This is a genomic window from Citrobacter sp. Cpo089 (assembly GCF_030332695.1).
In the GTDB taxonomy this organism is placed as follows: Bacteria; Pseudomonadota; Gammaproteobacteria; order Enterobacterales; family Enterobacteriaceae; genus Citrobacter; species Citrobacter portucalensis.
In genome coordinates, this window is the sequence record NZ_JAOWHJ010000055.1 from 104,874 (window position 1) to 112,606 (window position 7,733).

Below are 7,733 nucleotides of genomic sequence, written 5' to 3' on the forward strand. Positions count from 1 at the left end.
GTCCTTAAACCTTCTCGATCTCGACCAGATTAGTATGCTGTGGGTTACCTTTTGCCAGCGGTGAAGGGCGCTGTGTTGTCAGCGTATTGACGCAGGCGCCATGGTCAATCTTGTCGCCGGCCATATCTGCATCGTGCCATGCACCCTGGCCCATTGCGCTGACGCCAGGCAGGATCCGTGGCGTCACTTTGGCCGGAATACGTACTTCCCCGCGATCGTTAAAGACCCGCACCATATCGCCATTTGCAATACCACGCTTTTGGGCATCGACGGGATTGATCCACACTTCCTGACGACAGGACGCCTGCAGAACATCGATATTGCCGTAGCTGGAGTGCGTACGGGATTTGTAATGAAAGCCAAACAACTGCAGCGGAAATGCGCTGCGTTTGGGATCGTCCCACCCTTCAAAAGTGGAGGCGTAGACGGGAAGCGGGCTAATTACTTCGTCCTTTTGCAACTCCCAGGTGTTGGCAATTTTCGCCAGTCGGCTGGAGTAAATTTCAATCTTTCCAGAGGGTGTTTTGAGCGGATTGGCCTGCGGATCGTCGCGGAATTTTTTATAAGCGACAAAATGCCCGTTAGGATCTTTGCGTTTATAGATCCCCATTTTTTTCAGCTCGTCATAAGAAGGGAGCGCGGGGTCCTTGGCCAGCATTTTTGCATACAGATACTGGAGCCACTGTTCCTGAGTACGGCCTTCCGTAAACCGTTGATAGATATCATTGCCAAGGCGTTTGGCGACTTCGCTCATTATCCAGTAGATCGGTTTGCGTTCGAACTTCGGTGACGTCGCGGGTTGAATAAAAATGAGGTATCCCATGTTGCCTGCATAGTCGTTAGGAATGATGTCTTCCTGTTCGACGGTCATTAGGTCCGGCAGCAGAATATCGGCATATTTCGCCGAAGATGTCATGAAATTTTCGATGACCACTATCATTTCGCATTTCGTATCATCCTGAAGGATCTCATGCGTTTTATTGATATCTGAGTGCTGATTAGTAATGGTGTTGCCCGCGTAGTTCCAGATAAATTTAATCGGTACATCGAGCTTATCCTTCCCGCGCACGCCATCGCGGGTTGCGGTCATTTCCGGACCCCGGGCGATGGCGTCGGTCCAGCTAAAGCAGGATATCTGGGTCTTGATGGGATTATCCGGCAGCGGCATACGTTCAATCGTGATGGTGTAGGTTGATTCTCGCGCACCGCTATTGCCGCCGTTGATGCCAACGTTGCCGGTCAGGATTGGCAGCATTGCGATCGCGCGCGAAGTCAGTTCGCCGTTAGCCTGACGTTGTGGACCCCAACCCTGACAAATATACGCCGGTTTTGTACTACCGATTTCCCGTGCCAGTTTAATGATGCGCTCGGCCGGGATCCCTGTGACATGCGAGGCCCATTGGGGCGTTTTAGCGACACCGTCATCGCCATTGCCAAGTATATAGGCCTTGTAATGTCCGTTAGCGGGAGCGTCAGCGGGTAGGGTTTTCTCGTCATAACCGACGCAATATGTGTCGAGGAACGCCTGGTCGACGAGATCTTCGTTAATCAGGACCCAGGCGATTCCCGCCACCAGTGCGGCATCGGTTCCCGGACGGATAGGGATCCACTCATCTTCACGACCCGCAGCGGTATCGGTATAACGCGGGTCGATGACGATCATGCGGGCGTTAGAACGCTCCCGGGCCTGCTCAAGGAAGTATGTTATGCCACCGCCGCTCATGCGCGTTTCGGCAGGGTTATTGCCGAACATCACCACCAGCTTCGTGTTTTCAATGTCGGATGTACTGTTGCCGTCATTTGAGCCGTAGGTGTAAGGCATTGCCGCCGCGATTTGTGCGGTACTGTATGTGCCGTAATGGCTCAGGAATCCGCCATAACAGTTCATCAATCGAGCGACCAGCGAGGCATAAGGGGAGGAGCGAGTAATATTGCCGCCGACAATGCCAGAGGTGTAGTTGATATACACGGCCTCATTACCGTATTTCTGTACGGTATTTTTTAAACTGGTGCTGATGGTATCCAGTGCTTCCTGCCAGGTTATGCGTTCGAATTTACCCTCACCGCGTTTGCCCACGCGCTTCATAGGATAATTGAGGCGATCCGGATGATTGATCCGTCGACGGATTGAGCGTCCACGCAAACAGGCGCGCACCTGGTGCTGACCATAAATATCGTCTCCGGTCGTATCAGACTCCACCCATACGACTTCGTCATCTTTGACGTGGAGTTGCAGGGCACAACGACTTCCGCAGTTCACGGAACAAGCACCCCAAACCACTTTCTCTTCAGCCGGTTGTATCGCCTGTTGTACCGCAGCAGCAGCTGCGGTGCGCATCCCAAAAGGTAACGATAACCCGCCAGCGGCAAGCGCCAGCGAACCTATAGCCGAGGATTTCACTAACATCCTGCGGCTAATACCTCCATATTGCTCAGTATCAGACATAACTCACTCCATTATAGTTATCGCTATATATTAATATCTATAGCGAAATTAATAGCATGCTAATAATAGAGTGAGTTTACCCATTTATGAGTATGGCATTTTAATGCATATCAAACTGGAGTAACCCTCCGCGTACGGAGGGTATGATTTATTGCGGTTCGGCGACGTGCCCGTCCTGTGCAGGCGAGCTGTTGGCAGGGGCGTTTCCACTGTTAGTCCGGGTGTAGAGAATTTTGTGCGTATCGTTTGCACAATGTCCTACCACCAGTGAATCAGGTTGATCGGCCTGATCGTTGGGGACAATGTTCAGCGTAAAGCTGGACTCTGCGACGCCATTATTGATGATGCGCTGCTCGATATCGCTTTTCACGCGTTCACATGACGCAGGTGCCGCCAGAACCTGTGGGGATGCAACTGCCAGTAAGATCGCGGCAATTCCTGTTACGTATTTCATCATCAGCTCCTTTATGATCGACATAGACTAAGATTAGCATTTCTGGTGTAAATAACTGTATTTGCTAATATGATTGAGAATTATCTTCTTATCCCGGTGAAAAATGTGAAGAAACAGACCCTGTTAGGTTTCCTGTGTGTCGTGCTGGTTGGGTGTGATAATGCCAAAGGGCTGGTTTCCTTTACGCCGGAAATGGCCAGTTTTTCCAATGAATTTGATTTCGATCCGCTGCGCGGGCCGGTGAAAGATTTCAGTCAGACGCTGCTCAACGACAAAGGTGAGGTCACCAAGCGCGTCGCTGGTACCCTGTCACAGGAAGGGTGTTTCGATACACTTGAACTGCACGATATCGAAAACAATACCGGTATGGCGCTGGTCCTGGATGCTAACTACTATCGGGATGCCGAAACGCTGGAAAAACGGATCCGTTTACAGGGCAAATGCCAACTGGCGGAACTGCCTGCTGCAGGTGTGGTGTGGGATACCGACGATAACGGTTTTGTCGTTTCTGCAACGGGGAAAGAGATGAAGGTGCAGTATCGATATGATGCCGAAGGCTACCCGCTGGGTAAAACAACCGTCAGTAAGGACAATACCTTACAGGTTGATGCCAAACCGTCGGTCGACCCGTTGAAGAAGCTGGATTACACCGCGGTGAGCCTGCTCAACAATCATCCGTTAGGCAATGTCAAACAAACGTGCAAATACGATGAATACGCAAATCCGGTCAACTGCCAGCTCGTTATCGTTGACGAGAGCGTGAAGCCGGCAGTTGAACATCATTACTCGATTGAAAACACTATCGATTACTACTAATCGCCTTTACTGAGCGGTAGGTTGCAACAGGTTAGGGCCTGCCGTTTTGTGTTCTGCCAGATACTGCTGCTGGAAGATGCACATGCGGATAGTGTTGCGGTATTGGCCGTTGATAAAGAATTCATGAATCAGCTCGCCTTCCACCATAAAACCGAGTTTACGGTAAATGTGGATAGCCTTTTCGTTCTCTTTATCGACGATCAGATACAGCTTATAGAGGTTGAGCACGGTAAAGCCGTAATCCATCGCAAGCTTAGCCGCCCGTGAGGCCAGACCCTTCCCCTGATATTCCGGCGAAATAATAATCTGGAATTCGGCCCGGCGGTGCACATGGTTAATTTCAACCAACTCCACCAGCCCGGCTTTTTCACCGTCGCACTCCACCACGAAGCGGCGTTCGCTTTGGTCGTGGATGTGTTTGTCATACAGGTCTGACAGCTCAACAAACGCTTCGTAAGGCTCTTCGAACCAGTAGCGCATTACGCTGGCATTATTATCAAGCTGATGGACGAATCGTAAATCTTCACGCTCCAGCGGGCGCAACTTAACACTGAGGGCGCTAGTCATATCGTATCCTTTCAATATCCTTCAAAGTGCAATGATTATGGGGCAACGGTGCGGCCAGTACGGCGGTCGAGGCAGCGCAGGGTGTTAGGTTCCCAGTATGCATTAATATTAGCGCTCTGCTCGCACTTATCACGGCTATCAAAGGCCGTATCGGCTTTGTCCCATTCTTTCTCTGCACGTTTATTGACTTTCTGGCGAAGCTGGCGCGTATCGTTCCATTGTTCCTTTTCCATTGCGGCTTGTTGACGACTTTGCGCACTGTCTCCGGATTCAATGACCAGTTTACTGGTTTCAGCAAATGCGGAAGAGGTGTACACAGCCGCAGCCAGCGTCAGCATAGCCGTCAGGCACAGGCGTTTGGTCAGTGTAATTTTCATGGTGAATTCCTTTTATGGGAAAGGGTAAAAACGATAAAACAGGGTTAAATTCTACACTATTCCAGTTTGCGGGCATACCCACCCGGTAGATATGGATACGCTAACGAGATTCTGTCGTATCATGGTTAAACCGAAGGTAACTGAATAACATCAATGCTTAAGACCACATTTCTTTTTTTCGTCACCGCGTTATGCGAAATCATTGGCTGCTTTTTACCCTGGCTCTGGCTTAAGCGAGGGGCTACAGCCTGGTTGCTGATACCCGCCGGGGTATCACTGGCTGTATTCGTCTGGTTGCTGACGCTGCATCCGGCAGCCAGCGGGCGTGTATACGCAGCCTATGGCGGTGTTTACGTGGTGACCGCGCTGCTATGGCTACGCATTGTCGATGGTGTAAAACTCAGTTTATATGACTGGTCTGGCGCGCTGGTGGCATTGTGCGGCATGTTGATCATTGTGGCTGGATGGGGGCGCGCATAGCGCCTTTTTTGTGATCAAACAGCGTTTTTTTGATCTTTATACTTGTATGGTAGTAGCTCAGTTGAGTAAATTTCCTGCATCACAAGAACAGATGTAGGGAATAAGAAATGAAGATTGTTGGGGCTGAAGTGTTTGTCACCTGTCCTGGGCGTAATTTTGTAACGTTGAAAATTACGACAGAAGATGGGATCACCGGGCTGGGAGATGCCACGTTAAATGGACGCGAGTTGTCCGTGGCGTCGTATCTGAAAGATCACGTGTGTCCGCAGCTTATTGGTCGCGATGCGCATCGTATTGAGGACATCTGGCAGTTTTTCTACAAAGGTGCGTACTGGCGTCGTGGTCCGGTCACCATGTCGGCGATTTCTGCGGTGGATATGGCTCTCTGGGACATCAAAGCGAAAGCGGCGAATATGCCGTTGTACCAGTTGCTCGGCGGTGCTTCTCGTGAAGGGGTTATGGTCTACTGTCACACCACAGGCCATACCGTTGATGACGTACTCGAAGATTATACGCGTCATAAAGAAATGGGCTTTAAAGCTATTCGCGTGCAGTGCGGCGTGCCGGGTATGAAAACCACTTACGGTATGTCTAAAGGCAAAGGACTGGCCTACGAACCCGCCACCAAAGGGCAATGGCCGGAAGAGCAGTTGTGGTCAACGGAGAAATACCTGGATTTCACACCAAAATTGTTTGCTGCCGTGCGTGACAAGTTTGGTTTCAACGAACATCTCCTGCACGATATGCACCACCGTCTGACGCCAATTGAAGCGGCCCGTTTTGGCAAAAGCATTGAACAGTACCGTTTGTTCTGGATGGAAGACCCAACGCCAGCTGAAAACCAGGAGTGCTTCCGCCTAATCCGCCAGCATACGGTCACGCCGATTGCGGTAGGGGAAGTGTTCAACAGTATCTGGGACTGTAAACAGCTTATTGAAGAACAACTGATCGACTATATCCGCACCACCATCACCCATGCGGGTGGTATCACCGGTATGCGCCGGATTGCCGATTTCGCGTCGCTGTATCAGGTTCGTACCGGTTCACATGGACCTTCCGATCTGTCGCCTGTGTGCATGGCCGCCGCGCTGCATTTTGATCTGTGGGTGCCGAACTTCGGCGTACAGGAATATATGGGCTATTCCGAGCAAATGCTGGAAGTGTTCCCACATAACTGGACCTTTGATAACGGCTATATGCACCCAGGAGACAAACCTGGTCTTGGGATCGAGTTTGACGAAAAACTGGCGGCGAAATATCCGTATGACCCTGCATATCTGCCCGTTGCTCGCCTGGAAGATGGCACGCTGTGGAACTGGTAAGGAGTGATTTGCTATGAAAAGTATCGTAATTGAAAAACCGAATACGCTGATTATCGCCGAACGACCGGTGCCAGAACCCTTAGCAGGTGAGGTGAGGGTAAAGGTAAAACTGGCGGGAATTTGTGGCTCCGACAGTCATATTTATCGCGGTCATAATCCATTTGCACAATACCCGCGCGTGATTGGCCACGAGTTTTATGGCGTGATAGAGGCGGTAGGTGATGGCGTTGACCATTCGCGAATAGGTGAGCGGGTGTCCGTTGATCCGGTCATCAGCTGCGGACATTGTTATCCCTGTTCAATTGGTAAACCTAACGTTTGTACATCGCTGGTGGTGCTGGGCGTGCATCGCGATGGTGGTTTCAGTGAGTACGCTGTTGTGCCAGCGAAAAATGCCTGGACGATCCCCGATACAGTGCCTGATGAGCATGCCGTTATGGTGGAACCTTTCACTATCGCCGCAAACGTGACCGGGCAAATTAAACCAACAGAAAACGATATTGCGCTGATTTATGGCGCAGGGCCTATGGGACTGACCACTGTACAGGCGCTTAAGCGTGTCTATAAGGTCAAAACCGTAGTGATTGCTGACAGAATCGATGAGCGCCTGGCCCTGGCGAAGCAGTGCGGTGCAGACTGGACAATCAATAATAGTCAGCACTCGTTGCAAGAGTTCCTTGCGGAAAACGGACTAAAACCGACCATTATCGTGGATGCAGCTTGCCATCCATCCATTTTACAGGAGGCAATCACGCTGGCATCGCCGGCCGCGCGAATTGTTCTGATGGGCTTCTCCAGCGATCCTTGTCAGATTATTCAACAAGGCATTACCGGGAAAGAACTGTCCATTTATTTCTCAAGATTAAATGCGAACAAATTCCCGATTGTGATTGATTGGTTGGTCAACGGACTTATCGATCCGGTGATGCTGCCAACTTACTGATTTAGTGTATGATGGTGTTTTTGAGGTGCTCCAGTGGCTTCTGTTTCTATCAGCTGTCCCTCCTGTTCAGCTACTGACGGGGTGGTGCGTAACGGCAAAAGCACTGCCGGACATCAGCGCTATCTCTGCTCTCACTGCCGTAAAACATGGCAACTGCAGTTCACTTACACCGCTTCTCAACCCGGTACGCACCAGAAAATCATTGATATGGCCATGAATGGCGTTGGATGCCGGGCAACTGCCCGCATTATGGGCGTTGGCCTCAACACGATTTTACGTCACTTAAAAAACTCAGGCCGCAGTCGGTAACCTCGCGCATACAGCCGGG

Annotated in this window: 7 protein-coding genes and 2 pseudogenes; 5 read left to right on the forward strand and 4 right to left on the reverse strand. The window is 50.7% G+C overall.

Annotated features, from left to right (window positions below; all coding sequences use genetic code 11):
- Window positions 1-4: 4 nt before the first annotated feature.
- Both ynfE and OGX92_RS11990 read right to left on the reverse strand, forming a co-directional pair.
- Window positions 5-2,446 carry a selenate/tellurate reductase subunit YnfE gene (ynfE, locus tag OGX92_RS11985; RefSeq protein WP_149280923.1) on the reverse strand — a complete coding sequence of 814 codons (2,442 nt, stop codon included), beginning with the start codon at window positions 2,444-2,446 and terminating at the stop codon, window positions 5-7.
- 148 nt (window positions 2,447-2,594) lie between these two features.
- Complete coding sequence (locus tag OGX92_RS11990; protein ID WP_008784729.1) at window positions 2,595-2,903, reverse strand: DUF1161 domain-containing protein; 309 nt, start codon at window positions 2,901-2,903, stop codon at window positions 2,595-2,597.
- 102 nt (window positions 2,904-3,005) lie between these two features.
- Here OGX92_RS11990 and OGX92_RS11995 point away from each other — a divergent pair, with 102 nt between their 5' ends.
- Window positions 3,006-3,716: a YnfC family lipoprotein gene (locus OGX92_RS11995; RefSeq protein WP_080470568.1), complete on the forward strand. Its 711-nt coding sequence runs from the start codon at window positions 3,006-3,008 to the stop codon at window positions 3,714-3,716.
- A gap of 6 nt (window positions 3,717-3,722) precedes the next feature.
- On the opposite strand, the gene speG is transcribed toward OGX92_RS11995, so the two are convergent.
- Both speG and OGX92_RS12005 read right to left on the reverse strand, forming a co-directional pair.
- Window positions 3,723-4,283: a spermidine N1-acetyltransferase gene (gene speG / locus OGX92_RS12000; protein ID WP_003832900.1), complete on the reverse strand. Its 561-nt coding sequence runs from the start codon at window positions 4,281-4,283 to the stop codon at window positions 3,723-3,725.
- 35 nt (window positions 4,284-4,318) lie between these two features.
- Complete coding sequence (locus OGX92_RS12005) at window positions 4,319-4,660, reverse strand: DUF1283 family protein (RefSeq protein WP_003032382.1); 342 nt, start codon at window positions 4,658-4,660, stop codon at window positions 4,319-4,321.
- Between the two features lie 153 nt (window positions 4,661-4,813).
- Between OGX92_RS12005 and OGX92_RS12010 the strand changes: the two genes are divergently transcribed.
- The 4 genes and pseudogenes from OGX92_RS12010 to OGX92_RS12025 all read left to right on the forward strand — a co-directional run.
- Window positions 4,814-5,140 carry a YnfA family protein gene (locus OGX92_RS12010; RefSeq protein WP_003832904.1) on the forward strand — a complete coding sequence of 109 codons (327 nt, stop codon included), beginning with the start codon at window positions 4,814-4,816 and terminating at the stop codon, window positions 5,138-5,140.
- Window positions 5,141-5,247: 107 nt separating this feature from the next.
- Window positions 5,248-6,462 carry a starvation-sensing protein RspA gene (gene rspA, locus OGX92_RS12015; protein ID WP_218667436.1) on the forward strand — a complete coding sequence of 405 codons (1,215 nt, stop codon included), beginning with the start codon at window positions 5,248-5,250 and terminating at the stop codon, window positions 6,460-6,462.
- A 13-nt stretch (window positions 6,463-6,475) separates the two neighbouring features.
- Window positions 6,476-7,402, forward strand: a pseudogene (locus OGX92_RS12020) (Zn-dependent oxidoreductase); the annotation flags it as partial.
- A gap of 36 nt (window positions 7,403-7,438) precedes the next feature.
- Window positions 7,439-7,733 (forward strand): annotated as a pseudogene (locus OGX92_RS12025) (IS1-like element IS1A family transposase); the annotation flags it as partial.

Excerpts from the sequence above, each read along its gene's own strand:
- ynfE (WP_149280923.1), bottom strand. The coding sequence starts at position 2,446 with ATGTCTGATACTGAGCAATATGGAGGTATTAGCCGCAGGATGTTAGTG.
- OGX92_RS11990 (WP_008784729.1), bottom strand. The coding sequence starts at position 2,903 with ATGATGAAATACGTAACAGGAATTGCCGCGATCTTACTGGCAGTTGCA.
- speG (WP_003832900.1), bottom strand. The coding sequence starts at position 4,283 with ATGACTAGCGCCCTCAGTGTTAAGTTGCGCCCGCTGGAGCGTGAAGAT.
- OGX92_RS12005 (WP_003032382.1), bottom strand. The coding sequence starts at position 4,660 with ATGAAAATTACACTGACCAAACGCCTGTGCCTGACGGCTATGCTGACG.
- OGX92_RS12010 (WP_003832904.1), top strand. The coding sequence starts at position 4,814 with ATGCTTAAGACCACATTTCTTTTTTTCGTCACCGCGTTATGCGAAATC.
- rspA (WP_218667436.1), top strand. The coding sequence starts at position 5,248 with ATGAAGATTGTTGGGGCTGAAGTGTTTGTCACCTGTCCTGGGCGTAAT.